At 71.0% G+C, this 24,461-nt stretch carries 24 protein-coding genes; 12 read left to right on the forward strand and 12 right to left on the reverse strand.

Features of this window, described 5'->3' with window-relative positions; genetic code table 11:
- Positions 1 to 187 precede the first annotated feature (187 nt).
- Positions 188 to 1,060 (reverse strand): GGDEF domain-containing protein, encoded by an 873-nt coding sequence (locus D0C15_RS28145; RefSeq protein ID WP_116051148.1) that lies wholly within the window; start codon positions 1,058 to 1,060, stop codon positions 188 to 190.
- 221 nt (positions 1,061 to 1,281) lie between these two features.
- On the opposite strand from D0C15_RS28145, the gene D0C15_RS28150 reads away from it, so the two are divergent.
- The gene (locus tag D0C15_RS28150) at positions 1,282 to 3,627 is read left to right on the forward strand and encodes a sigma-70 family RNA polymerase sigma factor (RefSeq protein WP_211323350.1); all 2,346 of its coding nucleotides are present in this window, start codon (positions 1,282 to 1,284) and stop codon (positions 3,625 to 3,627) included.
- Positions 3,628 to 3,652: 25 nt separating this feature from the next.
- On the forward strand, positions 3,653 to 4,192 hold the full coding sequence (locus D0C15_RS28155; protein ID WP_162830282.1) for a GtrA family protein: 540 nt from the start codon (positions 3,653 to 3,655) through the stop codon (positions 4,190 to 4,192).
- Between the two features lie 9 nt (positions 4,193 to 4,201).
- Here the strand turns inward: D0C15_RS28155 and D0C15_RS28160 are convergent, their stop codons facing one another.
- Positions 4,202 to 5,485 carry an ATP-binding protein gene (locus D0C15_RS28160; RefSeq protein ID WP_116051149.1) on the reverse strand — a complete coding sequence of 428 codons (1,284 nt, stop codon included), beginning with the start codon at positions 5,483 to 5,485 and terminating at the stop codon, positions 4,202 to 4,204.
- 10 nt (positions 5,486 to 5,495) lie between these two features.
- Positions 5,496 to 6,194 carry a response regulator transcription factor gene (locus D0C15_RS28165; RefSeq protein WP_116051150.1) on the reverse strand — a complete coding sequence of 233 codons (699 nt, stop codon included), beginning with the start codon at positions 6,192 to 6,194 and terminating at the stop codon, positions 5,496 to 5,498.
- Between the two features lie 48 nt (positions 6,195 to 6,242).
- Here D0C15_RS28165 and hisN point away from each other — a divergent pair, with 48 nt between their 5' ends.
- Positions 6,243 to 7,034 (forward strand): histidinol-phosphatase, encoded by a 792-nt coding sequence (hisN, locus tag D0C15_RS28170; protein WP_116051151.1) that lies wholly within the window; start codon positions 6,243 to 6,245, stop codon positions 7,032 to 7,034.
- 12 nt (positions 7,035 to 7,046) lie between these two features.
- Here the strand turns inward: hisN and D0C15_RS28175 are convergent, their stop codons facing one another.
- The 7 genes from D0C15_RS28175 to D0C15_RS28205 form a co-directional block, all read right to left on the reverse strand.
- On the reverse strand, positions 7,047 to 7,316 hold the full coding sequence (locus D0C15_RS28175) for a hypothetical protein (RefSeq protein WP_116051152.1): 270 nt from the start codon (positions 7,314 to 7,316) through the stop codon (positions 7,047 to 7,049).
- A complete protein-coding gene (locus D0C15_RS28180) occupies positions 7,313 to 9,292 on the reverse strand; it encodes a TNT domain-containing protein (RefSeq protein WP_116051153.1) in 1,980 nt (659 codons plus the stop codon). The genes D0C15_RS28175 and D0C15_RS28180 overlap by 4 nt, the downstream gene beginning before the upstream one ends.
- An 8-nt stretch (positions 9,293 to 9,300) precedes the next feature.
- The gene (locus D0C15_RS28185) at positions 9,301 to 9,657 is read right to left on the reverse strand and encodes a hypothetical protein (protein ID WP_116051154.1); all 357 of its coding nucleotides are present in this window, start codon (positions 9,655 to 9,657) and stop codon (positions 9,301 to 9,303) included.
- Positions 9,639 to 10,079, reverse strand: a complete 441-nt coding sequence (locus D0C15_RS28190) for a YbaB/EbfC family nucleoid-associated protein (RefSeq protein ID WP_116051155.1) — start codon at positions 10,077 to 10,079, stop codon at positions 9,639 to 9,641. The genes D0C15_RS28185 and D0C15_RS28190 overlap by 19 nt, the downstream gene beginning before the upstream one ends.
- Positions 10,080 to 10,201: 122 nt before the next feature.
- Positions 10,202 to 11,146 carry a hydroxymethylglutaryl-CoA lyase gene (locus D0C15_RS28195; RefSeq protein ID WP_116051156.1) on the reverse strand — a complete coding sequence of 315 codons (945 nt, stop codon included), beginning with the start codon at positions 11,144 to 11,146 and terminating at the stop codon, positions 10,202 to 10,204.
- Positions 11,147 to 11,152: 6 nt separating this feature from the next.
- Positions 11,153 to 11,722, reverse strand: a complete 570-nt coding sequence (locus D0C15_RS28200; RefSeq protein ID WP_116051157.1) for a PH domain-containing protein — start codon at positions 11,720 to 11,722, stop codon at positions 11,153 to 11,155.
- A gap of 117 nt (positions 11,723 to 11,839) precedes the next feature.
- The gene (locus D0C15_RS28205) at positions 11,840 to 12,670 is read right to left on the reverse strand and encodes a biotin--[acetyl-CoA-carboxylase] ligase (RefSeq protein WP_116051158.1); all 831 of its coding nucleotides are present in this window, start codon (positions 12,668 to 12,670) and stop codon (positions 11,840 to 11,842) included.
- A 167-nt stretch (positions 12,671 to 12,837) separates the two neighbouring features.
- Here D0C15_RS28205 and D0C15_RS28210 point away from each other — a divergent pair, with 167 nt between their 5' ends.
- The 4 genes from D0C15_RS28210 (at position 12,838) to D0C15_RS28225 (ending at position 16,907) form a co-directional block, all read left to right on the forward strand.
- Positions 12,838 to 14,487: an acyl-CoA carboxylase subunit beta gene (locus D0C15_RS28210; RefSeq protein WP_116051159.1), complete on the forward strand. Its 1,650-nt coding sequence runs from the start codon at positions 12,838 to 12,840 to the stop codon at positions 14,485 to 14,487.
- Between the two features lie 10 nt (positions 14,488 to 14,497).
- Positions 14,498 to 14,734, forward strand: coding sequence for an acyl-CoA carboxylase subunit epsilon (locus D0C15_RS28215; RefSeq protein ID WP_116051160.1), 237 nt, complete (start codon positions 14,498 to 14,500; stop codon positions 14,732 to 14,734).
- Between the two features lie 88 nt (positions 14,735 to 14,822).
- A complete protein-coding gene (locus D0C15_RS28220) occupies positions 14,823 to 15,449 on the forward strand; it encodes a Maf family protein (protein ID WP_116051178.1) in 627 nt (208 codons plus the stop codon).
- 102 nt (positions 15,450 to 15,551) lie between these two features.
- Positions 15,552 to 16,907, forward strand: a complete 1,356-nt coding sequence (locus tag D0C15_RS28225; RefSeq protein WP_116051161.1) for a dicarboxylate/amino acid:cation symporter — start codon at positions 15,552 to 15,554, stop codon at positions 16,905 to 16,907.
- Between the two features lie 13 nt (positions 16,908 to 16,920).
- On the opposite strand, the gene D0C15_RS28230 is transcribed toward D0C15_RS28225, so the two are convergent.
- Complete coding sequence (locus D0C15_RS28230; RefSeq protein WP_162830283.1) at positions 16,921 to 17,649, reverse strand: hypothetical protein; 729 nt, start codon at positions 17,647 to 17,649, stop codon at positions 16,921 to 16,923.
- A gap of 67 nt (positions 17,650 to 17,716) precedes the next feature.
- Here D0C15_RS28230 and D0C15_RS28235 point away from each other — a divergent pair, with 67 nt between their 5' ends.
- The 5 genes from D0C15_RS28235 to D0C15_RS28255 all read left to right on the forward strand — a co-directional run bounded on the left by D0C15_RS28235 (position 17,717) and on the right by D0C15_RS28255 (position 22,589).
- Positions 17,717 to 18,022, forward strand: a complete 306-nt coding sequence (locus D0C15_RS28235) for an SAV_915 family protein (protein WP_245976327.1) — start codon at positions 17,717 to 17,719, stop codon at positions 18,020 to 18,022.
- A gap of 186 nt (positions 18,023 to 18,208) precedes the next feature.
- A complete protein-coding gene (locus D0C15_RS28240) occupies positions 18,209 to 20,005 on the forward strand; it encodes an acetyl/propionyl/methylcrotonyl-CoA carboxylase subunit alpha (protein WP_116051163.1) in 1,797 nt (598 codons plus the stop codon).
- Between the two features lie 72 nt (positions 20,006 to 20,077).
- Complete coding sequence (locus D0C15_RS28245; protein WP_211323351.1) at positions 20,078 to 20,488, forward strand: DUF1707 SHOCT-like domain-containing protein; 411 nt, start codon at positions 20,078 to 20,080, stop codon at positions 20,486 to 20,488.
- A 66-nt stretch (positions 20,489 to 20,554) separates the two neighbouring features.
- On the forward strand, positions 20,555 to 21,094 hold the full coding sequence (locus D0C15_RS28250) for a GNAT family N-acetyltransferase (protein ID WP_116051164.1): 540 nt from the start codon (positions 20,555 to 20,557) through the stop codon (positions 21,092 to 21,094).
- Entirely contained in the window at positions 21,081 to 22,589 is a 1,509-nt protein-coding gene (locus D0C15_RS28255; RefSeq protein WP_116051165.1) for a class I adenylate-forming enzyme family protein, read from the forward strand. Before D0C15_RS28250 ends, D0C15_RS28255 begins: the two co-directional genes overlap by 14 nt.
- Here D0C15_RS28255 and glpD read toward each other — a convergent pair.
- Positions 22,582 to 24,279, reverse strand: coding sequence for a glycerol-3-phosphate dehydrogenase (glpD, locus tag D0C15_RS28260; protein ID WP_162830284.1), 1,698 nt, complete (start codon positions 24,277 to 24,279; stop codon positions 22,582 to 22,584). The genes D0C15_RS28255 and glpD overlap by 8 nt on opposite strands.
- Between the last annotated feature and the right edge of the window lie 182 nt (positions 24,280 to 24,461).

The raw sequence follows: 24,461 nt of genomic DNA on the forward strand, positions 1-24,461 counted from the left end.
GGGGCTTCTCCCGGCCACCACACGGCCGGGGCCCATCCCGCAACACCCAAGGCCCCGGCCGTGTGGTGGCCGGGAGAAGCCCCCGGTGCTGCCCCCTCCCGCAGGAGAGGCGCCCGGGGGCTTCGCGTACCGACCGCGAGAAGTGCACCGGCACGACGAAGTTCCGCGCCTCGCGCACGAGCTCCGCTCAGGTCCGCCGGAGGTCGCTGAGCAGGTCCCCGGCCTGTGCGTGTGTCGCGGGCAGGCGCAACAGGCGCAGCCGGGGGGTGCCGATCTCGCGCAACTGCTGGTCACCCGCGAGCCGCTCGGTGAGTTCCCTGCGCAACAGCACGGCCTTGGCCGCGACGCCGTTGTCCCGGGGTGCGAGTGCCGCCATCGTGGAGGGCCCGAGCGCGGCGAGACTCTCCCCGCCGTCGAAAACGAACTTCAGCGCGTCGGCGGCCAGAATCATCCCCGTCAACCGGGTCCAGCCCGCTGCAGCCGTGAAGTCCATCGCCACGACCAAGAGGTTGTGTCGCTCGGCCGCGGGGCGTCCCTCGCGGGCCGCCTGCCGGTAGAGCTCCCCCAGCCGGGTGAGTAGGTAGGCCAATGTCGGCAGTCCCGTGAGCGGGTCGGTGACCTCTGCTCCGGCGAACTGGTCGAAGGCGACGTCCGCCCAGGCCACCGCGGTGACGCGGAGCAGTCGCGACGGGGTGGCATCCACGTCCGGCGACACGAAGCCGTCCGTCGATCCCACCTGCTCGAGTACGGCGTGCAGGGCGGCCAGGTCGGCCAAAGTCTCCGCCAGGCCCGTCCCCGCCGCCGCGCGCGCCCTGCCCAGACCGGCCAACGCGTGTTCGGGGCCACCACCCTTGACCACGGCGGCACACACCGCGTCGACCTCGGGCAATGCCCAGTCGCTCGGAAAACGCCAGCCGGACGCCAGGCTCGCGGTCCGCCACCTGGCACGCAGCGCCCGCATCGAGTGCTCCGGTACCGCGGATCTCCGCGTGACCTGCCGCCCAGCACCCTGGTGTTCGCCGCGATCACCGGACGGTGCACCGGTTGCCGGAACGTCCACTGCCAACCGCCCTTCCCCAGTCGAGATCGTGTCCCCTAAGTGACGGCTCCGGACGCAAGCCGTGACGGAGAATCGTGCAGGGAAGGGTGAACCCACTGCGCTCTCCGGGGCATCTGTCCACCCAGGACGTGACGATGGCGGGCTCGTCGGTCACACTAAGCGCGCGAAGTCAGGGTGCTCGGCGGTGCAGGGGCCGCTTCACCTGCAGAAGGAGGAGGCCCGTGTCCACAATCCCCGCGGACCTCGGCGGCAAAAGCGACGCCGAACTGATCGCGTCGGTCCGAGGCGGCGAACTGGACGCGTACGGTGCGCTGTACGAACGACATGTCGCGGCCGCGTACAACCTCGCGAGGCAACTCGCCCGCTCCACGGCCGAAGCCGACGATCTGGTCTCCGAGGCATTCGCCAAGCTGCTCGACACCCTGCGCGGCGGTAAAGGGCCGGACAGCGCGTTCCGCGCCTACCTGCTGACCGCCCTGCGGCACACGGCCTACGACAAGACGCGCCGCGACCGCAAGATCGACCTCAACGAGGACATGTCCGAGGTCGGTGGCCCCGCTGCCGCCGCGCTGACCGTCCCCTTCTCCGATACCGCCGTAGCCGGGCTCGAGCGCTCGATGGCCGCGAAGGCGTTCGCCCGCCTGCCCGAACGCTGGCAGACCGTGCTCTGGCACACCGAGATCGAGCAGCAGTCGCCGGCCGAGGTGGCTCCCCTGCTCGGACTCACGGCCAATGGCGTCTCCGCGCTCGCCTACCGCGCCCGCGAGGGGCTGCGACAGGCGTACCTGCAGGTACACCTGGCCGAGACGACCGCGGAGCGGTGCAGGGCCACCGCCGACCGGCTCGGCGCGTGGACCAGGGACGGGCTGTCCAAGCGGGAACGCAGTCAGGTCGAGACCCACCTCGACGAGTGCGACCGCTGCAGGACGCTGGCCGCCGAACTTGCCGATGTCAACGGCGGGCTGCGTGGTGTCGTCGCTCCACTCGTGCTCGGCGGGGCCGTGTTCGCCTACCTCGCCGCAGCCGGGGCCACCAAGGCCTCCGCCGCGACGGCGGGGATGGCCGCGGTCGGCGCGGGCGCGGCAGCGGGAACGGCAGGCGCCGCCGGATCGTCCGGCGGTGCCGCGGCGGGAGCGGCTGCCGCCGGTCCTCGCCAGTTCGTCGGAGTGGCCACCTCCGGGGTGGCGATGGCCGCCGCGATCGCCGTCGGCCTGACCGCGGGCGGCGGTGGCCAGGAGATTCCGGCCGCGGCGCAGCAACCGCCCGCGGTTGCCCCCGCGGAACCCGCTCCGCCGGCCGAACCCGCACCGCCTGCCCAGCCGCCGGTGGTGCCTCCCGCACCACAGCCCGAACCGCCCGTGGCGCCGCCACCGCCGCCCGCGCCGGAACCGGTCGCACCACCGGTACCACCGCCGCCACCGCCCGAACCCGCTCCGCCCGCCGAACCGGACGCGCCCAGCGTCGTCGCGCAGGGTCCGCCGGAGGGGGTCGAACTCGTACCGGGTGCCGGCCCAGTCGACCTGCCGATCACCGTGCGCAACGACGGTGGCAGCGAGTCCAAGCCGGTCACCGCCGAACTGTCGCTCCCGCCGGGCGTGACGGCCGTCGGCCCCAACGCGAATTTCGGCGGACCGAGGCTGTTCTCCATGAACGCGCCCGCTGCCCGTCAGGCGGCTCAGAGCACCACCGTGGAATGCCCCGCGAGCGAAGGCAGCACGGTCACCTGCTCCTCGGACCGCGGACTGCGTCCCGGCGAGTCGGTGGTACTGCTGTTCCGCCTGGTCGCGAGCGAGGACGCCAAGGGCGGACAGGTCACCGGCACGGTCTCCTCCGGCGCGGGCATCCGGGTGAACGTGCAGGTTCCAGTGGTCGTGGCGCCCGCGCCCGACGATCTGGCCCTGACGGTCACGCAGTCCAGCAACTCGTTCTTCCCGTGGTTCTGGCCGCCCCAGCTGGACATCACCGTGCGCAACACCGGCGAGAGCGTGCGACCGGTCACGGTCACCGTGGACGAGTACGCCCACACCACCGGCGGCGGGGACTTCGACTGCTCGCCCGGTTTGGAGCTGAACTGCACGAGCAAGGAACCACTGGACCCGGACGAGGAAGCAGGCCTGAATGCCCGGGTGCACCGCTCGTCCGACCAGCGCACGATCACGGTGACCGCGACCCTCGGGTCGGCCACCGTCAGTGAGACCGTGACGATCGAACCGGTCTGCCTCAGCTATCTCTGCCCATGGCCGGACGTTCCGCACGAGGACGACCAGGAGACAGCCACCACCACACCCGGGACCACCGAGAACACGCCCGGCCCGGATGACACGACGACGCCGGAAAGCACCGAGCCCGCCACGCCTTCCGAGTCCGAGCAGGGGCAGGTCCCGTCGTCCACGACCCCGAACTCGACGTCTTCGACCAAACCGGCCAAGCCGACACGGCCTTCGGCACCGCCGCCGACGAAGTCCGCCACGCCGGGACCGCCGTCATCGAACCCGGCGAAACCCCCGAAAGGGCCGCCCACCAGCAAACCCTGGGTCCCCTGGGACTGGTGGCTGACGTTCGGCTGATCGCGGCCTCCGTAGACTGTCGCCCGTGACCGCCGTCGACTCCGTGCTGAACCGGGTGCCGGAACCGCTTCGTTCCGTCCTGATCAAGCACCGCGAGATGCTGAAGTTCGGCATCGTGGGCGGCACGACATTCGTGGTCGACAACGGCATCTGGTGGCTGCTGAAGCTGACCGTGCTCGCGCCGAAACCGACGACCGCCAAGGCGATCGCGATCATCGTGGCGATGATCGTCAACTACGTCCTGAACCGGGAGTGGTCCTTCCGGACGCGGGGCGGGCGGGAGAGCCACCACGAGGCCGCGCTGTTCTTCCTGATCAGCGGCATCGCCATGGTGATCAACCTGATCCCGTTCGCCATCTCCCGTTACGGCCTCGACCTGGCCGTCCCGCACGTCAGCAGGCTGGCCCAGGAGGTCGCCGACTTCGCCAGCGGCTCCATCATCGGCATGCTGCTGGCGATGGCGTTCAAGTTCTGGGCGTTCAAGAAATGGGTGTTTCCCGACGAGCTCGGCAGGCGCAGGCGCGACGGCCTCGAAGCAGGCGAGGAACCGGACCCCGCCCACTGATCGTCGCGCTCACCGGGGCGCGGAGTCCGCTGGCCAACTGACCCCCGCCACGTCCTGCGGCCGCGACACCCGCAGGAACAGCGCGAACGTCGCGGGACGCTTCACCGACAGTTCCAGCCTGCCGCCGTCGGCCTCCGCGAGCGCACGGGCCAGCGCGAGGCCGACACCGGTGGATCCGCCGCCGGAGAAACCCCGGTCGAAGATGTGCGGTGCCAGCTCGTCCGGCACCCCCGCGCCGTTGTCGGTCACCTCGACCACCACCGTGCCGTCGGAATCGCCGCGCCGCGCGGCGAGTGTGGCCGTACCCGCGCCGTGGCGCAGGGCGTTGTCGAGTAGCACGCCGATGATCTCGCGCAGCCGTCCTGGCGTCGCTCGCACGCGCAGTCCCTCGACGACGCGCAATCGCAGGGTTCGCCCGTCCGCACGCAGCATCTGCCGCCATTCCTCGGCCATCGCGGGCAGTTCGGCATGCAGGTCCACCGGCTCGGTCCCCACCTCACTGGCGGCGCGGGCGGCCGCCAGCAGCTCGTCCAGCGCTTCGGCGAGCCGGTCGGCCTGTTCCTGTGCCGCCCGCGCGTCCTCGGCCACCTCGTCGTCCCCGTGCACCGGCAGTGACTCCAGGCGCAGTTGCAGGGCGGTGAGGCGGGAGCGCAGCTGGTGCGAGACGTCGCCGACGAGCCTGCGTTCGCGCTGGACCAGTTGCGCGAGTGCCGAACCGGAAGCGTCCAGCGCCTCGGCGACCATGTCCAGCTCCCCGACGTGGTAGCGCTTCGGGTCTGGCCGGAAGTCACCGCCGCCGAGCCGGGCCGCTCGTTCCGCTACGTGCCGCAGTGGCTGCGCCAGTCTGCGCGCGGTCACGGTGGCGACCACGGTCCCGATGCCCACCGACAGCACGACCAGCAACACCACCAGCAGGGTCACCTGCGTCTGGCGGGTGCGAACGGGGGCGGCCGGAATGGCGAGCTCGACGGTGCCCGCCCTGGCGATCGGCACCGTCTCGGAGACCGTGCTCCCCTCGATCGGCATGCCGTACCGCAAATCGGCCTGGTCGGGCCTGCGGACCACCAGCACGCCGTCCTCCGGCACGGCCACCCCCACCACGGTCAGGTCGAGTTCATCCCCGTTGGCGATGTCGTCGTCCAGCGTCGCCGCGATCTGCTGGGCCCTGGCCGCGAGATCCTCCTTCGCGAGGTTGTCCACCAGCTGCCAGGCGGTGATGCCCAAGGGGATGCCCAGCGCCGCGCCGGTGACCGCGACGGCGAGCAAGATGGCGAGCAGGATCCGGCGGCGCACTCAACCACGCTCACTCGGCATTGAACCGGAACCCGACGCCCCGGACAGTCGCGATCCGGCGCTCACCGTCGTGCCGGGGCCCACTCTGTTCGCCGCCCACACTCTCCATGGCGATCGCGAGTTTGCGGCGCAACCAGGACATGTGCATATCCAGCGTCTTGGATGTCTTCGACTCGAGGTCGTTCCAGACCTCGGCAAGGATCTCGTCGCGGCTCACCACCTGACCGACCCTGCTCATCAGCACCCTGAGCAGCTCGAACTCCTTGTTGGCCAGCGGCACCTCCCGGCCTTCGACGGTCACCAGCCGCGCCGCCAGGTCCATCCGCACCCCACCTGCTTCGAGTACGTCCGGCGCCCGCCTGCGCAGCAACGCGCGGATACGGGCCAGCAGCTCGGCGAGCCGGAACGGCTTGGCCACGTAGTCGTCCGCGCCCGCGTCGAGACCGACGACGAAGTCCACCTCATCGGTGCGGGCCGTCAGCATCAGCACCGGCAGTTCCGTCCCGGCGCCGCGCAGCCGCCTGCACACTTCGAGACCGTCCATCCCGGGCAGTCCGAGGTCGAGCACCAACAGGTCGACCCTGCGCTCACCGGTGATCCGGAGTACCGAAGGGCCGTCCACGACGATCTCGACTTCGTAGCCTTCCCGCTTCAGCGCGCGCGACAGCGGATCAGCGATGGCCGGGTCGTCCTCGGCAAGTAGCACCACGCTCACCTGGTCAACTCTACGGCGCGACGTCGTGCGACGATCGGACTCGTGTCGCCGTATTCCGATGACCTGACCCTCGCCCACCGGTTGGCCGACGCCGCCGACGAGATCACCACCGCCCGGTTTCGTGCGCTGGACCTCGCGGTGCGCAGCAAGCCGGACAGAAGTCCGGTCACCGACGCGGACACGGCTGTGGAAGACGCGCTGCGGACGCTGCTGCAAACCGAGCGGCCAGACGACGCCGTGGCAGGTGAGGAACGCGGGGGTGCGGTGTCGGGGCCGGGACGAACCTGGCTGATGGACCCGATCGACGGAACCAAGAACTTCCTCCGGGGTGTACCGGTGTGGGCGACGCTGATCGCCCTGGTCTCCGCCGGCGACCCGGTGGTCGGCGTGGTCAGCGCCCCACTGCTGGACAGGCGCTGGTGGGCGGCGGCTGGGGGCGGAGCCTGGCTGCGGGACGGAGCTGGTGAGCACCGGCTGTCCGTGTCGAAGGTCGCCGATCTCGGCGACTCCTACCTGTCCACGACCCACCTCGGCTCGTGGAGCGAGTACCACTCCCGCGAGGCCTATCTCGCCCTGACCGACGCCTGCTGGGAGAACCGCGCGTTCGGCGACTTCTGGCACCACTGCCTGGTCGCGGAGGGGGCGATCGACATCGCGGCCGAGACGATCGTGAATCCGTGGGACGTCGCCGCGGCGCAGGTGCTGGTCACCGAGGCGGGCGGTCGCTTCACCGACCTCACCGGAGCCGCGACCTTCGACGGCGGTTCGGCCCTGTCCACCAACGGCCTCCTGCACGAGGCCACCTTGGACCTGCTGAACGGGCATCGCGGCTGACACCCACACCGGTCAGGGCAGGACGCCGACCGCACCCCGAGCGACCTGCGCCCAGGCCAGCCTGCCGAAGAGGTAGTGGCAGGCGACCTGCTCGTTGCTGAACCGCGCCCAGTCGTAGCGGTTGCCCTGCTCGCGCCAGAAAACCTCCCAGGCGACCAGTCCGTCCTCCTGCTCCTCGGCCCGCAGCAGGCACCAGGTGTTGTCGGCCTCGGTTTCGATCGAGATGACCTCGCGCGGCACCCCGAGCGCCTCGAGCCAGCGCACGATCGACTCGACGTTCATCCTGCTTTCACTTCCTCGGCTGTGTCGGGTTCGAACGTGACGTCGGCAAGGTAGCCCAGCATCACCAGTTCGGCGGCGGAATAGATCGTCCTGACGCGCACGCCACCACCGGGCTGACCGAACCAGCCCGCCGAGATCGCGCGCCACACAGGCAGTTCGCGAAGCACGAGGTAACGGCGGTAGCCGGCTGCCAGGTGTGCGGGTGGCAGGGAGCGTCGTGCGAACGGGGTGCCTGCCGGGGCGAACACCCGTCCCGCCGCCGTGCCGAACCGGTCCAGCGTCGTGCCCTCGACGAGCAGCACCGGCTCCCCATCGGCCAGCCCACCCTCCGGAAAGGACTCACCGGGTGGCCAGACGTACTCGACCCGGCCGCTGGGAGTGCGCACGAGGTAACGGTGCTCCCAGTCCCGTTCCGCAAGCTGACCGAGCGGATCGTGCTCCTCGGTCAGCTCCGGAGGCGGGCAGGGCAGCACCTCGACCGGCGGGGCCGAGGGCAGCCGCCCGCCCGCGCGCAGGGACTCCAGTGCGGGCGTCAGATCGATCAGGTCCGAACGCGGATGGTCGTGCGGGGGGAACCGCAGTCCCGGCGCGTAGTCCAGTTCCGCCGGGGGCAGTGGCAGCTGCCGAGCGGGCCGGGCGGACGCGACCGGCAGGTGCCCGATGGGGAACATGTGCACCAGGAAAAGCGCGACGACGCTCTCCCGCTCCTGCCGCGGCGCGCCGTAGGACAGCGGAATCGGCGGCTGCGGTGGTTGCGGCGGTTGCGGCGGGCCCGGCGCGACGCGGGGCGGCTGCGGCGCTTGTGCCGATGCGGGCGGTTGCTGCTGTGGTGGTGCGGGTGGTGGTTGCGGCACCGGGGCGTGCGGTACCGGAGCCTGCGGTACCGGGGCCTGCCTGCCCCACGGAGCGGCCCCCTGCCCGGCATACCCGTCGTACCGGCCCTGCCCGCCGTAACCGCCGTACCCGCCATAACCCGCGAAGCCGCCGGCCGTACCCGCCGCGATCTGGCCGCCGTAGGTAGCGGGTGGCGGAGCGTACGGCAGCTGCGGCGCCGCACCGGGAAACGCAGGGGACGCACCGGGAACCGCCCCGCCACCGGCCAAACCGGCCGCCACGGTGAACCCGGATCGCGGCGTGGGCGTATCGGCGATTCCACCGGACGGCCCGAGCGGAATCGGTCCGGTGTCCGCGTCGGCATATCCACCCTCCACGAACCCGGGATCGCGCCCCAGGGACTCAAGCGCGTCGTCCACCGCCACGGGTTCGCGCCCCACGGGCTCAAGCCCGCCGTCCACCGCCACGGGTTCGCGCCCCACGGGCTCAAGTGCGCTGTCCACGGACACGGGTTCGGCGTTCACGACCGGTTCGGGCGTGAGCATCTCGATCGGCACACCGGTCACCACACTCAGCAGCCCGGTGTGGCCCCGCTCGCCCCGCGCACCGGCCTGCGGATCCGCCGGTTCGGCGCCCACGGGGAGATCACTCGGCGTTCCGACGACCCCGGCCAGCCCCTCGGTCACCGCGGCGAGGCCAGCGGCCGCTGCGCGGAGAGTCACGTCCACGCCGAGCAGCGCCGTCGGGCTCGCCTCGGCCGCGGCACGAGCCCCTTCGGTGTTCTCGGCGGCCCGGACCAGCTGCCGGATCAGCTCGATCTTGGCCTCGCCGACCTGCTCGGCCGCGCGCTCGAGCCGGTCCGACGCTCGGCCAGCCTCCCGCACGACACCGCCCAGCACGCCCTCGTCGGCATCACTGATACCGGCCCAGGTCGCGCTGGCCGCATCCGCGGCGGTGCCGCTCATGGCGGCGAGGGCGTCCGCGGCCACGGTATCGGCATCGGCGGCAAGCACCTTCAGCCGTTCCTGGGCGTCCCGCCAGGCCACGGCCTGCGCACGCAGCGCGTCCTCATCGGCCTGCGGCCACGTCAGCCCGGTGGCGGCCGCGATCGCGGACAGTTCCGCGGGCAACTGGATTCCCATGGCCGCCCCTAGTCCCCTGCTCCGGCACCGGACACGTCGCCGGCCGCGGTGTCGTCCGCGGCGCGGTAAGCCTCGGCGGCACCGGCGAACCGGCCACCCATCGCGGCCAGCTCATCGGGAAGGCCCTCGATCCGTTCCCGTGCACTGGCTGCCCCCTCCACGTGCACGGCGGCGAAAGCGCGGCCGATCTCGTCATCACCCCAGGGTGCGGAGCCTGCCTGCGAACCGCTCGCCAGCATTCCGGCGAGTTCGGTGGCGATGGATTCGGCCCGTCCGGCGAGATCGTCGAAATCACCCGCACACGCCCGCAGGCGGTCGGGGTCGGCGGCGAATCCCGAACCAGGAGTCACCGAGCGCTCGGCCATCGCGCCTCGCCCACCCACGACTGGTTCTCGAAGCTGTCGTCCTCGCCGCTCGCCGCGCCCCCGGCCAGCTCCTCTGCGGCGAGGTCGCCGGTACCCAGCAGCAACGCCTGCGGATCGGTGCCCTCCCCGAGCGCGGGCGCGAGCACCTCGGCCGCCGCCGCGAGTGACCGCTCCGCCGCCGCGGCCGTCGCGCGCACGATCTGCTCGGCCAGCTCCCGCGGCCGGTAGCGGCGATACGCTTCTTCGTCGATGACCAGGCCGGTGAGGGTTCCCCTCGGCCCGGTGGTCGCGGTGACCAGGCCGTCCGCGGCTCTCGCCGAAGCCCGGACCGCGCTCAGCTCGCGGTGCACGGTGGCGAGCTGCTCGCGGCTGTCGCGGTACTCGGCGAGCAGTTGTTCCACGCGCGCGCTGTGCTCGGTCACGGCGTCCTCCCCGATGTGGACAGCGGTCGGCTGCGATTGCGACGCACGAAGCGGAGGCAGGGTTCCCTGCCGCGCCAGGATTCCGAGGCCTCGATCGGGTGAGAACCGCGGAACTCCCTCCGTCAGCCGGAGAGCGCGCGAACCACTCGCGAAGGACTCGGCCTGCCCAGTTTCCCGGCCATCCAGGCGCTCGTCGACACCAGTGCGTCCAGGTCGACGCCGTGCTCGATGCCCAGTCCGTCGAGCATCCACACCAGGTCCTCGGTGGCCAGGTTGCCGGTGGCCGATTCGGCATAGGGACAGCCACCGAGACCACCGGCGGAGGAGTCCACTGTGGACACGCCCATCCGGAGGGCCGCGAGGGTGTTCGACAGGGCTTGGCCGTAGGTGTCGTGGAAGTGCACGGCGAGGGCGTCCGGGCCGGTGCCCGCCGCGCCGAACGCGGTGACCAGCCGCTCGACCTGCCCCGGCGTGGCCACGCCGATGGTGTCGCCGAGAGAGAGCTGCCCACAGCCGAGCTCCAGCAGCCGGGCCCCGGCGCGCGCCACCTGTTCGGCGGGCACCGCACCCTCCCATGGGTCGCCGAAGCACATCGACAGGTAGCCGCGCACCTGCAGCCCCTCGGCGCGAGCCCTGGTCACCACGGGCTCGAACATCGCGAACTGCTCGTCCAGGCCGGAGTTGAGGTTGCGCCGCGCGAAGGTCTCCGTCGCGCTGGCGAACACGGCGATCTCCCGCACACCGGCGGCGAGCGCGCGGTCCAGCCCCTTCTCGTTGGGCACCAGCACCGGGTACCGCACGCCCTCGAGAGCGTCGAGCCGCGCCAGCAACTGTTCGGCGTCGGCCAGCTGCGGCACCCATTTCGGATGCACGAAGCTGGTCGCCTCCAGCACGGGGAGTCCGGCGCGGGCCATTCGATCGAGGAATTCCAGCTTCACCTCGACCGGCACGGACACCGACTCGTTCTGCAGCCCGTCCCTGGCGCCGACCTCCCAGATCGTCACGCGTTCCGGCAGCTCACCGGCAGAGCTCACCCGCTCGGGCAGGTTCAGTTCGCGTACACCCATTCCGGTTCAGCGCCTCCGTCCGCGAGAGCGGGGCCGTCCGGGAGGGTCCTCGTCGAACCCCTGATCCCGGTCGGCGTAGTCGTCATACGGGTTGTCGTTGACCTCCCGGTAGATGAAGGTGTGCACCTTCTCCACGTTGGGGATGTCATCGAACTTCAGCGGCTGTTCCGAAGCCGACTCGATGATCAGCGTCCCGCAGCCGAAGACCCGGTCGAGCAGGCCGTGCTCGAACTGCACGCTGTTGATCCGCGACATCGGGATGTCGATGCCCGTTCGTTTGATCACACCCTCCCTGGCGATGACCCGGTCGGGGGTGACGATGAAGTGCGTCGTCCGCCACCGCACCACCGGCGCGAGGAACAGCCACGCGATCATCAGCAGCGCGACGGCGCCGATGGCGATCAGAGCGATCAGGTCCCACGGCGGCGAAACGTCCTGCGCAAGCAGCGCGAGCCAGATTCCGGCGGCCAGTGTGAGCAGCAGTACGAACACCGGGACGACCAGCATCTTGAAGTGCGGGTGCTTGTGCACCACGATGCTCTCGCCCTCGCTGAGCAGATCGTCTGGATAGGCCACTCGAACGCTCCCCGTCCCGGCGGGCCTGCGAGCCCGGTTCCTGCACCCTGGTGGACCAACCGTACCGGCGCGGCGCCGCCTTGACGCCCGTGGCGCGGCGATTCACGGCCGCGTTGGTCACGAAGGCGGCCCAGCCGAACGAAGGTGCACCACGTCCCCGGCGAACAGGGTGCGGCGCGCGCCCTGCCCCGTATCCAGAATCAGCTGACCCGAACCGTCCACGTCCACCGCGACGCCGAACAACGTGCCGCCGTCGGCGAGTATCGCCTTGACCTCCTGGCCGAGGGTCGCGCACCGATGCCGGTAGTCCTGCAGGAGGCCGGCCGCGGCGAGATCTCCGCGCGCCTGCCGCCAGCTGTCCTCGCGGTCGGCGAAGGCGGCCAGCAGCAGCGCCGTGATCTGCGTGCGGTCAGTGGTCCGGGCGCCCTGCTCGCGCAGCGAGGTCGCGGGCAGCCCTCCCGGCCCCGGCGGCACCGCGGCGCTGGAGGGATGCACGTTCAGCCCGATCCCGACGACCACGGCGATCTCGTCGGAGGACGCCGCCTCGGAAAGGATGCCGGCACACTTGCCCCGTTCCGGGCCCGCGAGCACGTCGTTTGGCCACTTGAGCACGGCGTCGACGTCGAGTGCGGCGGCGACGTCGGTCACCGCGAGACCCGCCACGACCGAGAGCGAGCCGAGCTGGGCGAAGGAGACCTCCCTCGGCCGCAGCAGCACGCTGCAGTAGATACCGGCGCCCGCGGGTGAGTTCCAGACCCGGCCACGCCTGCCGGAACCAGCGGTCTGCTCCTCGGCGATCAGCACGGTGCGGTCCGCTGCACCGTCCGCGACAGCCATCCGCAGGTCGGCGTTGGTGGAACCGGTCACGGGGACCACGTCGAGCGCGGCGTACGGACCGGCGGGGCGCAGCAGGTCAGCGCGCAAGTTGCTCGCATTGATGGGAGCCATGGGATGGAGCCTAGGAGGGGTGTTCGCGAGTTGGCAGACGGGCCCACCCGGCGGTGGCCGGGGCCGCCGGCGGCAGGTGCGGGCACCGGCGGGACAGCACACGCCGGCCGGTGACGTTGCCTACGCCACAGCGCACCAGGGCGCTGCTGTCGTTAGGCTGCGCCGTTATGAGCAGTGCGACGGAGCCGATCGGGACGCCCCCTGAACTGTCCGGCACGAAGCCGGACATCCACACCACGGCAGGCAAGCTCGCCGACCTTTACCAGCGCTACGACGACGCGGTACACGCCGGGTCGGCCCGCGCAGTGGAGCGGCAGCACGCCAAGGGCAAGAAGACCGCCCGTGAGCGCATCGACCTGCTGCTCGATCCCGGCTCGTTCGTCGAGCTGGACGAGCTGGCCCGGCACCGCTCGACCAACTTCGGGCAGGAGAAGAACCGCCCCTACGGCGACGGCGTGGTCACCGGCTACGGCACGGTCGACGGCAGGCCGGTGTGTGTGTTCAGCCAGGACGTCACCGTCTTCGGCGGCTCGCTCGGCGAGGTCTACGGCGAGAAGATCGTCAAGGTCATGGACCTGGCGATCAAGACCGGCCGCCCGATCGTCGGGATCAACGAGGGTGGTGGCGCCCGGATCCAGGAGGGCGTGGTCTCGCTCGGGCTGTACGGCGAGATCTTCACCCGCAACGTGAAGGCCTCCGGCGTGGTGCCGCAGATCTCGTTGATCATGGGCGCGAACGCGGGCGGGCACGTCTACTCTCCCGCGCTCACCGACTTCGTGGTGATGGTCGACCAGACCTCGCAGATGTTCATCACCGGCCCCGACGTGGTGAAGACGGTGACCGGCGAGGAGGTCACCCTCGAGGAACTCGGCGGCGCGCGCACGCACAACACCAAATCCGGCAACGCGCACTACATGGGCAGCGACGACGAGGACGCGATCTCCTACGTCAAGGAGCTGCTGTCGTTCCTGCCCTCGAACAACCTCTCCGAGCCGCCGCTGTTCGAGGCACCGGAGCCCTCCGGCGAGTCCATCGTCGATGGCGTCACCGAGTCGGACTCCGAACTGGACACCTTGATTCCGGATTCGGTGAACCAGCCCTACGACATGCGCGAGGTCATCACCCGCGTCGTCGACGAGGGCGAGTTCCTCGAGGTGCAGGAGCTCTTCGCGCCCAACATCGTGGTGGGCTTCGGCCGGATCGACGGGCAGAGCGTCGGCGTCGTGGCGAACCAGCCGACGCAGTTCGCGGGCTGCCTCGACATCGACGCCTCGGAGAAGGCCGCGCGGTTCGTCCGTACCTGCGACGCGTTCAGCGTCCCGGTGCTGACCTTCGTCGACGTGCCGGGCTTCCTGCCCGGTACCGACCAGGAGTGGAACGGCATCATCCGGCGCGGGGCAAAGCTGATCTACGCCTACGCGGAGGCGACCGTCCCGCTGGTCACCGTGATCACCCGCAAGGCCTACGGCGGTGCGTACGACGTGATGGGGTCCAAGCACCTCGGCGCCGACGTGAACGTCGCATGGCCGACCGCCCAGATCGCCGTGATGGGCGCGCAGGGTGCGGCGAACATCGTGCACCGCAAGACGCTGAGCAACGCCAAGGAGGAGGGCGCCGACGTCGACGCCCTGCGTGCGGACCTCATCCAGGAGTACGAGGACACGCTCTGCAACCCCTATGTCGCCGCCGAGCGCGGGTATGTCGACTCCGTCATCCCGCCGGCGCACACCCGTGGCTACGTGGCCCGCGCGCTGCGCCTGCTGCGGGACAAGCGCGAGACGCTGCCGCCCAAGAAGCACGGCAACATCCCGCTGTGAGGCAAGAGACATGAGCGACGAGCAGACGACCGAGACGACCGCCCGGCCGCTGCTGCGCGTGGTGCGCGGCAACCCGGACGATGCCGAACTGGCCGCGGTCACCGCCGTGGTGCCCGCGGCGGCGTCCGGCGAGGAGCCCGCGCCGCCAGCACCACGCCGCTCGCGGTGGAGCGACCCGGCGGCGCGCCTGCGCACGCCGCTGCGCCCCGGCCCCGGCGCCTGGCGCGCCTCGTCCCTCCCCAGCTGACCTGGGGAAGTGGTCGCGGCGTATCGCGCTTTCCCGGGAAAGTGCGAGCTGTGGGATGGCGCGCGGGCGGGGCGGTAACCTCCGCGTCGTGCGCTTCGTTCTCGCCTCCGCCTCTCCCGCCCGCCTTGCCGTGCTCCGCGCCGCCGGGATCGACCCCAGTGTGGTCGTCTCCGGCGTGGACGAGGACGCCGTGGCGGCGAACCTGACCGACCCCTCCCCTGCCGAACTGGTCACCGCGCTGGCCCTGGCCAAGGCGGAGAAGGTCGCGGACACGCTCGCCGGGACCTACTCCGACAGCCACCCCGCCGTCGTCGTGGGCTGTGACTCCATGCTCTCGATCGGCGGGGAGATGGTCGGCAAGCCGAAATCCGCCGAGGACGCGCACAAACGCTGGGCCGCGATGGCGGGCGGCACCGGTGAACTGCTCACCGGGCACGCCGTACTGCGCCTGGACACCGACGCCCGCGCCATCGGCAGCCGCGGCACCACCGTTCGCTTCGGCACCCCCACCCAGCACGAGCTGGATGCCTACGTCGGCAGCGGTGAACCGCTCGCGGTCGCCGGCGCGTTCACCCTCGACGGGCTCGGCGGCTGGTTCGTCGAAGGCGTCGACGGCGACCCGTCCAGTGTGATCGGCATCAGCCTGCCGCTGACCCGGCAGCTGCTCGCCGAGGTCGGCGTAAACGTTGTCGACCTCTGGCCTCCCACATCCTGAGAGTCCAGCCACAGGGACAAACGATCCGGAAGAGCCCGGGACCGTCAGCCGTTGACCACGACTGGCCCACCTCGAGAACCATTCACTTTCCGGAGTTGCCCCGTGTCATTCGTGCGGACCTACACCAAACCACCGGTCTTCGCCGCGGCGGTGCTCGGCTCACTCCTCGTCGGCGCCCTGCTGGGTGTCATCGCGAGGACCACGGAATCAACGTGGCTGACCGGCATCCTCGACCAGATCGGCTCGGTCTTCACCACGTTGCTGCAGATCGCGGTGATCCCGCTGGTCTTCACCGCGATCGTGGTCGGGATCAACAGCCTGCGCAGGCTCGGCGGCGGACGCACCGCCGCCCGGCTCGGCGGCAAGACAGTGCTCTGGTTCGCGATCACCTCGTCCATCGCGGTCCTGATCGGCATCGTCGTCGGCAGGCTCTTCAACCCCGGCAGTGGCGGACTCGGCGCCGGCGTCGCGGCCACCGCGGCCAACTCGGACAAGGCCGCGTCCAGTGTGGACAAGTGGGGTTCCTGGACGGCCTTCATCGACGGGATCGTGCCCAGCAACTTCGTCTCCGCCTTCGCCGAGGGCGAGACGCTGCAGGTGCTCTTCCTCGCGCTGATCGTGGGCGCGGCCGCCTACAGCCTGGGTGACCGGGCCAAGCCCTTCGTCGACTTCACCTCGAGCGTCTTCGAGATCATCCAGCGCTACCTCGGCTGGATCGTCCGGCTGGCGCCGATCGGCATCGTCGGCCTCATCGGCGCGGCGGTGGCCAACTACGGTGACGCGCTGTTCCGGCCGTTGCTGTCGTTGACCGTCGCCGTCTACGTCGGCAGCCTGCTGGTGCTGCTCGTGGTCTACCCCGTGCTGCTGCGTTTCGTGGCACAGGTCAGCCCAGCGCAGTTCTTCGGCAAGGCGTGGACGGCGATCCAGTTCGCCTTCGCCTCCCAGTCCTCCGGCGCGACCCTGCCGCTGACCCGGCAGTCAGCGGTCAACCTCGGCGTCGACCCCGGATACGCGGCCTTCGCGACCCCGCTGGCCAGTGCGACCAAAATGGACGGTTGCGCCGCCGTGTTCCCCGCCATCGGCGCGATCTTCATCGCGAACATCTCCGGACAGTCGCTGAGCCTCTGGCAGTACGGCGGCATCGTGGTCGTCGCGGTGCTGGGTGCGCTGGCCACGGCGGGCACCACCGGCTGGCTCACCGCGCTGACCCTGACCACCACGGTGATCGGCCTCGGTGCGGAACAGGTGGCACTGGGTATCGCGCTGATCTACTCGGTCAACCCGATCATGGACATGATGCGGACCGCGACCAACGTCGCGGGCCAGATCGCGGTGCCGACGATCGTGGCTCGGACCGAGGGACTGCTCGACGACGAGGTGCTGCACACCCCCAGCGCCCCGCCGCTGCTCGCCGACACCGGCGCCGAAGCCAGGCCGGCGGCCACCGCGAGCGCCTGAGTCCCGGCGGCCGTCACGAGCAGGGGCGCAACTCGCTCTCCCGGACCCGGACCTCGGGCCAGCCCCGAATGTCGCTCGGGGAGGTGTACCGCCGGGTGCAGCCGAGTTCGGCTCCACCCACCTCGAAGACGGCGGCCACCACGGGGGCGACCTCACAGGAGGACACGGAGTCGGTGGCACCGCAGTCGTGGCGGACCACCACGACCTCGGGCACCTCGTCCCGCGCGACATCGTCCAGTGCGATCGTGCCCGCGTTCGAGAAGTACGGCCGGTCGGCGGGGCCCCACGCGCCGCCGCGCGTGACCACCACCTCGCCGACCGCGCCGTCCTCGATGGAGCCCCGGACCAGGCACACCGAAGTCGCACCCGCCACACAACGCAGTGAGTCACTGCCGACCTTCGCGCCCATCGCGGCGATGGTGCTCTCCAGCACCGTGGCCGAGTCGCTCTCCCCATCGACCCGGACCCTGGCGGATCCGCCTTCGGGGTCCGCCAGCAACTCCACGGTCGAGCCGCCGACGTCGACCGAGGCGAGCACCACGCACCGAGCTTCGGGGCAGTCGCCCGTAGTGCTCGAACCCGAGACCGGGGGCACGTCCGGCAGGGGACCCGCGGCCGAGGACGTCTCCTGCCGCGACCGCAACAGGAACACGGTCAGCAGGGCCGCGAACGTGACCACCACGGCGAGCACGACGGTCACCAGCACCGTGCGTGGTGGCCGGGACGGGTTCGTCGAGGTCACGGGTCCAGCGTAGGTGAGCCCCACCCACCCGGCGAGGTCGCTCTGTGTGCCCGTCTATGTTGTCCGCGTGACCAACGTCGAATCGATCCCGCGCCTGCCCGTCCCACCCGGCTTCCCCCCGATGGTCTACATCCCCTGCGGTCGGTACCAGACGCAGGACGGCGGCAGCACCCTCGCCGTCGAGCTGCGGCACACCGAAGACGGCAAGCTGGCCCTGCTGGCGTACTCCGCGATCGACCGCCTCGTGCGCTGTTGCGGGGAGCAGCAGCCGTGGGCACTGGTGAACACCGAGGAGCTGACCGCGATCTTCCAGCGCCAGCCCTACGAGGCCATCCTGCTCGACACGGAACTGCCCGCCCCGCTGCGCCACTGACGCCTCCGACCGGCGAACCCGCGAGCGTGGTCTGGCACACAACCCGGCCCGAGCAGGGGTAAGACCGCAAGGGGTGAGCCGCCTCTCACCACATTCCGGCAGTACTGTCGCCTAAACTGCTGCGAGGCCCGCGGGCGCGCCTCATCGCGTCCACGCCGGGCAGAACGACCACGAGGAGGCAAGGGCGTGCCCGAAGGTGCCAACGCGACGCAGGGCGGACCGGTGACGAAGGTGCTCGTTGCCAACCGGGGCGAGATCGCGGTCCGGGTGATCAGAGCGGCTGCCGACGCGGGACTGACCAGCGTCGCCGTCTACGCGGATCCGGACAGGGACGCACCACACGTGCGTCTCGCCGACGAGGCGTTCGCCCTCGGCGGGAGCACGGCCGCCGAGAGCTACCTGGACTTCGACAAGCTGCTCGACGCGGCCAAACGGGCGGGCGCCGACGCGGTGCATCCCGGTTACGGCTTCCTCTCCGAGAACGCCGAATTCGCCCAGGCCGTCATCGACGCCGGGCTCACCTGGATCGGCCCGAGCCCGCAGGCCATCCGTGACCTCGGCGACAAGGTCACCGCGCGCCACATCGCGCTCAAGGCCGGTGCACCACTGGTGCCTGGCACCAAGGACCCGGTCGAAACGGCCGAGGAGATCGTCGCCTTCGCGGGCGAACACGGGCTGCCCGTGGCCATCAAGGCCGCGTTCGGCGGCGGCGGTCGTGGCCTGAAGGTGGCCAGGACCATGGAAGAGATCCCCGAGCTGTTCGAGTCGGCCACCAGGGAGGCCGTCGCGGCCTTCGGCCGGGGCGAGTGCTTCGTGGAGCGCTATCTCGACCGGCCCCGGCACGTCGAGGCGCAGGTGCTCGCCGATATGCACGGCAACGCCGTCGTGGTGGGCACCCGCGACTGCTCACTGCAGCGCAGGCACCAGAAGCTCGTCGAGGAGGCGCCCGCGCCGTACCTGTCCGACGAGCAGCGCGCGACGATCCACGAGTCGGCCAAGGCGATCTGCAAGGAGGCCGGCTACTACGGTGCCGGCACGGTCGAGTACTTGGTCGGCACCGACGGCACGATCTCCTTCCTCGAGGTCAACACCCGGCTGCAGGTCGAGCACCCGGTCTCCGAGGAGACCACCGGCATCGACCTGGTCCGCGAGCAGTTCCGCATCGCCGAGGGTGGCGCGTTGCCGTTCACCGAGGACCCCACCCCGCGCGGGCACAGCATCGAGTTCCGGATCAACGGCGAGGACGCGGGCCGCAACTTCCTGCCCGCACCGGGCACGGTGACCCGGCTGGTCTTCCCCGAGGGCCCCGGAGTGCGCGTGGACTCCGGCGTCGAGACCGGCACCGTGATCGGCGGGCAGTTCGACTCGATGCTGGCGAAGGTCATCGTCAGCGGCGCCACTCGGATGCAGGCGCTGGAGCGCAGCCGCCGCGCGCTTGGCGAGATGGTGGCCGACGGCATGGCCACGGTGCTGCCGTTCCACCGGACGATCGTGCGTGACCCGGCGTTCGTCGGAGACGAGAACGGGTTCAGCGTGCACACCCGGTGGATCGAGACCGAGTTCGACAACCAGATCGAGCCGTTCGACGGCGGCACACCGGCCGAGGACGAGACCGCGCCGCGGCAGAACGTCGTCGTCGAGGTCGGTGGACGCAGGCTCGAGGTATCGCTGCCCGGCGACCTCGCACTGGGCGGCGGTGGCGGCGCGGCCGGCGCCGCGAAGGCCAAGCCGCGCAAGCGTGGCGGCAGCAGCAAGGCGGCGGTCAGCGGCGACGCGGTGACCGCGCCGATGCAGGGCACGATCGTGAAGGTCGGCGTCGAGGAGGGCCAGCAGGTCGAAGCGGGCGAGCTGATCGTCGTGCTGGAGGCCATGAAGATGGAGAACCCGGTCACCGCGCACAAGGCGGGCACGGTCACCGGCCTCACCGTCGAGATCGGCTCGGCCGTCAGCCAGGGCTCGGTCCTGCTGGAGCTCAAGGACTGACTTCGCCCGCCGCGGGCACGTTCGCTGTCCCACACCGTGACCCCCCGCACGGCGTGGGGCACCTAGGATCGGATGGTGCCCGCGGACCAGCCCCACCTTCGCCTCAGCGACGACGAGCGCCAGGACGCCTTGGACGCGCTCTCCGAGCACGTTCGTACGGGGCGCCTGGACATCGGCGAGTTCGGCGACCGCTCCTCGCGGGTGACCGGGGCCCGCACCAGGGGTGACCTGATTCCGCTGTTCAGCGACCTGCCCGATCCGCGTCCGAAGTTCCTGTCCGCGTACCGCCCGCCCGCGGCCGAGCCGGTGCGCAGGCCGTCGCAGCCGCCATCGCAGCGTCTCGCCTCTCTCGCGGTCCCAGCCGCGGCGGTGGTGGCGATCGTGCTGTTCTTCACGGTCGCCAAGGGTTTCTGGCTGGTTTTCCTGATTCCCGTCGCGGTGGCGCTGCTGGCCGGTTCCCTCTTCGGTGGACGAGGCCGCTGAGCGAGCGGATCCCGGCGATCGATCGCGGCCCCGAGTTCTCCGGCAAGCTGGCGATAGAGTCAGGCCATGGAACCGGTCGAGATCAACGCGGGCAGCTACTACCTGCGCCAGCTGCGGGCGGACGAGTTGCTCGACGACCGGCCCGCGCTGGTCGAGGCCTTCGCCGATCCCGCGCAGCGCCGTTACGTCCCCGGCTATCAGGTCGGCACGCTGGAGGAGGCGGGCGAGTACGTCGCCGTACGTGCCCGGCAGTGGGAGCGCGACGAACGTTGCTCCTGGGCGGTGGCCGAACCGACCACAGGAGACCTGCTCGGCGAGGTGCTGCTGAAGAACCTCGACCTGGACGCGGGGGTCGCGGAGGCCGGGCTGTGGGTGCATCCGAGGGCCAGAGGCAGGGGCGTCGGGGTGACGGCGCTGAGCGCGGCCCTGCGCTTCGGTTTCGGCGCGCTCGGGCTACGGGAGATCAGCTACCAGCACGAGGAGAGCAACCGCGCGTCGGCGGCGGTCGCCCAGCGCTGTGGTTTCACTCATCTGCGCACCCAGCACGGGGACCAGGGTGGCGAGCCGGAGCTGATCTGGACCCGGGGTCCGGATGGCGAGGCGTGAGCCAGCCGCGGTGCCGAGCTACTTCCTGACCCGCATCCTCGACGCGCTGGACACGGGTGGCGACCGAGCCGCGTTCGTGTACCGGGGACAACGGATGACCTACGCGGTCGCGGCGGGCCTGCTGCGCAGGCTGCACGACGGCCTCGCGGCCCAACAGGTCGGCGCGGGCGAGACGGTCGCGATCATCGGCGGCAACCGCCCCGAAACCGTGCTCGTACAACTGGCCGCCCAGTTGCGCGGCGCCACCGTACTGCTGGTCGGGGCCTCGGCGAGCCTGCCGGACCAGGTCGCGGCGATCTCCGCGAGCGGGGCGAACACGGTGGTCGTCGACCCGGAGCGGGAGCCCGGCCTGCTCCGCCCGCCGCATCGGGTCCTGACCCTCGGACCGGCCACGGCACCAGGAGCGGTGGATCTGTTGTGTGAGTGGCCCACCGCCGCAGCGCGGCTGCCCGGGGCGGTAGCGGCGATCTTCACCTCGGGCGGCACGACCGGGACACCCAAGCTCATCCGGCACAGCGGGATCTACGACGGCATGGCGCACATCTTCCGCCCGGGGCCCGACTCGCCGGAGCGCGCACTGCTGGTGGCGCCGGTGTCCCATATGACCGGCAACGCCGCGGTCCTCGGCGCGTTGCTGCGCGGGGACGTGGTGATACTGCACGAAGGTTTCGACGCGAAGGCCGTGCTGCACGCCATCGAGGCCGAGCGAATCACCACGTTGTCGCTCACCCCACCGAGGCTGGCGCAACTGCTCGACCACCCCGCGATCGCCGCCACGGATCTGAGCAGCATGCGTGCGCTCTCCGTCGGCGCGAGCCCGCTTCCCGCGTACCGGCTGCGGCAGGCGCTGGAGGTGTTCGGCCCGGTGGTCGGGCAGGGTTACGGGCTCACCGAGGCGCCGATGGTCGCGCACCTGCCACCGGCAGAACTGGTCGACCAGCCGCACCGGCTCGGCTCGGTCGGGCGGATCGTGCCGGGGATGGAAGCCCGTATCGACGGCGCCGACGGTCCTGGGGACTCCGGCGAGGTCCTGGTGCGCGGACTCGCGCTGATGGACGGCTACCTCGGCAGGCCGGATCCCCTCGATGCGGGCTGGCTGCGCACCGGTGACGCGGGGACGTTCGACAGCGACGGCTACCTGTACCTGCAGGGCAGGCTGGACGATGTCATCGTCACCGGTGAGAACGGCAGCCTGGTCCATCCGGCCGTCGTGGAGGACGCGCTCACCGGGCACCCGCTGGTCCGGCAGGCCGCGGTGTTCGGCATGCCGGGACCTGGCGGGGAGGGCGAGCTGGTACACGCCGTGGTGGTGCCCACCGATCCGGCGGCGGGCACCCCGGAAACCACCGAGGCGCTACGCGAGCACGTGCGTGCGACGCTCGCCAAGGAGCACCTGGTCCCCGCGTCCGTGGAGTACACCCGCGCGCTACCACTCACCCCGATCGGCAAACTGGACAGGCACGCCCTGCGCGCCCGGCACGGCCGCGTCAGCTGACCGGTTCGGTGATGTTGGCACGGGCCTCCGGCGCGGCGACCCTGCGGGCGTCGGCCGCCTCGTCGTTGGGCTGGGTCTGGGAGTCGCGTTCCGCCTCCACCCTCGCCCGGTAGACCTCGACCTCGTGGTCGGTCACATCGGCGGACCAGCCGAGGATCTCGCCCATCAGCGTCGCCACCTGCTGGGCGCAGTCCACCCCTCGGTGCGGGTACTCGATGGAGATGCGGGTGCGCCGCGCGAGTACGTCCTCCAGGTGCAGGGCGCCCTCGTGGCTGACCGCGTAGACGACCTCAACGGCCAGGTAGTCGGGAGCGTGCTCCAGTGGTTTGAGCAACTCCGGCCGCTCGTCGGCCATGGCCAGCACCTCGTGCACGAGGGAGCCGTAGCGGTCCAGCAGGTGCCGCACCCGGTAGGGGTGCAGCCCGTGCTGCGCCGCGAGGTGATCGGCCTGGTTCACCAGGGCGTGGTAGCCGTCGGCGCCGATCAGCGGCACCTTGTCGGTGATCGAGGACTGCGGCCTGCCAGGCAGGTCCACGGCTGCCGCGTCCACCGCATCCGCCGCCATGACCCGGTAGGTGGTGTACTTGCCGCCCGCGATCGCCACCAACCCGGGCGCGACCCTCGCGACAGCGTGCTCCCTGGAGAGCTTCGACGTCTCCTCGCTCTCCCCGGCGAGCAGCGGCCGCAGCCCGGCGTAGACCCCCTCGATGTCGTCGTGGGTCAGCGGCGTGGCCAGCACCTCGTTCACGTGCTCGAGCAGGTAGTCGATGTCGTGCTTGGTGGCGGCCGGGTGGGCGAGGTCGAGGTTCCAGTCGGTGTCGGTGGTGCCGATGATCCAGTGGTTTCGCCACGGGATCACGAACAGCACGGACTTCTCGGTGCGCAGGATCATGCCGGACTCGGACACGATCCGGTCCCTCGGCACCACGATGTGCACACCCTTGCTGGAGCGCACCCTGAACCGGCCGCGGCTGCCGGACAGGCGCTGCAGCTCGTCGGTCCACACGCCGGTGCAGTTGATCACCACGCCCGCCTGGACGTCGGTCTCCCTGCCGTCCTCGACATCGCGCACGCGGACGCCGGAGACCCGGTCGGCCTCGCGCAGGAAATCAACGACCTGGGTGGAGGTGCGCACGATCGCGCCATAGTGCGCCGCGGTGCGCGCGACGGTCATGGTGTGCCGGGCGTCGTCGGCCTGCGCGTCGTAGTAGCGGATACCGCCGATCAGCGCGTCCCGCTTGAGCGCGGGCACCATCCGCAGCGCGCCCGCCCTGGTCAGATGCTTCTGCCCCGGCACCGACCTGGCGCCACCCATCGTGTCGTAGAGGAACAGCCCAGCGGCGGTGTACGGGCGCTCCCACACGCGGCGGGTCAACGGGTAGAGGAAACTGACGGGCTTCACCAGATGCGGCGCCAGCAGGGTGAGCATGAGCTCCCGCTCGCGCAGCGCCTCACGGACCAGTCCGAACTCCAGCTGTTCCAGATAGCGCAGTCCACCGTGGAACAGTTTGCTGGACCGGCTGGAGGTGCCCGCGGCCAGATCCCGCGCCTCGATCAGCGCGACCCGCAGCCCACGGGTCGCCGCGTCCAGCGCGACACCGGCACCGACGATACCTCCGCCGATGACCACGACGTCGAACGTCTCCGAACCGAGGCGCTCCCATGATTCCGACCGGCTCTGCGGTCCCAGCACCGCCGGGTCGCCTGTCGCGGCACGGGGTCCGGGCCGGGGTCCACGCTGCGGCTCAGTCACCAGAGTTCCTCCTCGAGTCTTCGTCCCTCCAGGATGGCACGTCCACTGCCTTGTCACTCGTCGGCGAGGCGAGTGACACTCGCTCGGCTTCGCCAGACCAATTGCGACAGTTGGTGCCT

The sequence above is a fragment of the Amycolatopsis palatopharyngis genome, from assembly GCF_003385185.1.
GTDB lineage: Bacteria > Actinomycetota > Actinomycetes > Mycobacteriales > Pseudonocardiaceae > Amycolatopsis > Amycolatopsis palatopharyngis.

Bases quoted from the DNA above. Each gene is read 5' to 3' on its own strand.
- D0C15_RS28175 (WP_116051152.1), bottom strand. From the start codon at position 7,316: ATGAACGTCGAGTCGATCGTGCGCTGGCTCGAGGCGCTCGGGGTGCCG.
- D0C15_RS28180 (WP_116051153.1), bottom strand. From the start codon at position 9,292: ATGGGAATCCAGTTGCCCGCGGAACTGTCCGCGATCGCGGCCGCCACC.
- D0C15_RS28185 (WP_116051154.1), bottom strand. From the start codon at position 9,657: ATGGCCGAGCGCTCGGTGACTCCTGGTTCGGGATTCGCCGCCGACCCC.
- D0C15_RS28195 (WP_116051156.1), bottom strand. From the start codon at position 11,146: ATGGGTGTACGCGAACTGAACCTGCCCGAGCGGGTGAGCTCTGCCGGT.
- D0C15_RS28205 (WP_116051158.1), bottom strand. From the start codon at position 12,670: ATGGCTCCCATCAATGCGAGCAACTTGCGCGCTGACCTGCTGCGCCCC.
- D0C15_RS28210 (WP_116051159.1), top strand. From the start codon at position 12,838: ATGAGCAGTGCGACGGAGCCGATCGGGACGCCCCCTGAACTGTCCGGC.
- D0C15_RS28215 (WP_116051160.1), top strand. From the start codon at position 14,498: ATGAGCGACGAGCAGACGACCGAGACGACCGCCCGGCCGCTGCTGCGC.
- D0C15_RS28245 (WP_211323351.1), top strand. From the start codon at position 20,078: ATGGTGCCCGCGGACCAGCCCCACCTTCGCCTCAGCGACGACGAGCGC.
- D0C15_RS28250 (WP_116051164.1), top strand. From the start codon at position 20,555: ATGGAACCGGTCGAGATCAACGCGGGCAGCTACTACCTGCGCCAGCTG.
- D0C15_RS28255 (WP_116051165.1), top strand. From the start codon at position 21,081: ATGGCGAGGCGTGAGCCAGCCGCGGTGCCGAGCTACTTCCTGACCCGC.